General features: G+C 46.0%; 1 protein-coding gene. It reads left to right on the top strand.

Translation table 11 applies throughout. The features are described 5' to 3' along the window. Positions 1-237: 237 nt before the first annotated feature. Positions 238-1,188: an IS4 family transposase gene (locus Q1B11_RS20190; RefSeq protein ID WP_299735813.1), complete on the top strand. Its 951-nt coding sequence runs from the start codon at positions 238-240 to the stop codon at positions 1,186-1,188.

Raw genomic sequence — 1,188 nt, 5'->3', positions numbered from 1 at the left:
CTATGTACGGGACAAAAACACCGCAAGCCAGATATAGCAATGCATAATAAGGTATGAGCTGGCTTCCATACTGGGTAATCTATGCGGTCTCTTACCTCCGGCCAGATTACCTTTTAGTGTATGGAAGACGTCAGCTCACTAGCAAAGGAGCTTAAAGCTCATCTCCCTTGGCATCAAGCCCGGATCCTGTTTCTTGCCCAATTCATTCTCGGCTTGATGAGGGGGCGCTCATGTAACTTGTATCGAGTGGCTGAAGAGTTCCAGAGCAAAGCTCAGGAAGAGTCCAGCTATCGTCGTATAAAGCGCTTTTTTGAGAAATATACATACTGCTATGAGCAGTTGGGAAAGCTCATACTTCATTGGTTAAACCTTACCAGCTACACACTTTGCATGGATAGAACCAACTGGCAATTTGGCAGCCAGCACATTAACTATCTGGTGGTTTCTATTGCCTGGCAAGGTGCGTCTATTCCTATTGTCTGGACTTGTCTCGATAAGAGTGGTGGCAACTCAAATGCAGATGAACGCATTGCCATCATGAAAAGAGTTCTGAAACTGATACCAGCAAAAAAGATAGATGGGTTGCTTGCAGACCGTGAGTTCATTGGTCACGAATGGTTCGACTGGCTGGATAAACAGGGTATTGTCTGTCGGCTCCGTATCAAAGATAACACTTCCGTTATGGGCAGTGGAGGCAAGCCTATCAAGGCCGTGCAGCTATTCAGGAACATAAAGCTGTATCAGGTCGTGACCTGGCACAGCAAACGCAAGGTCTCAGGCGTTAGTCTGTATATTGGTGCAAGACGTTCAGTGGATGGGCTTCTCATTGTTGTCGCCACCAAAAAGCCAGAAACCATGGTAGAAGATTACTACAAACGCTGGTCGATAGAGACGCTGTTTGGTTGCCTCAAAAGCCGTGGGTTTGACCTTGAATCGACTCATATGACCAATCTTGATCGTATGGATAAGTTGATGGGTATCCTTGCTCTGGCATTTACATGGTGCTTGCTTGTTGGTCACTGGAGTTGTGGAGATGCGAAACAGCTTCCTCTAAATAAACATGGGCGACCTGCCAAAGCCCTTTTCAGACTGGGACTGGATATACTTCGCAGGGTTCTGAAAAATAACTGTGCAAAAAGCGACCAAGTCAACTTTCAAATGCTCTTACATGTTTTGTCCCGTACATAG

The sequence above is a fragment of the uncultured Endozoicomonas sp. genome (assembly GCF_947495845.1).
Classification (GTDB): Bacteria; Pseudomonadota; Gammaproteobacteria; order Pseudomonadales; family Endozoicomonadaceae; genus Endozoicomonas.
Note: the sequence above shows the minus strand (reverse complement) of the source record. Positions and strands in the feature narration are given on the sequence as shown.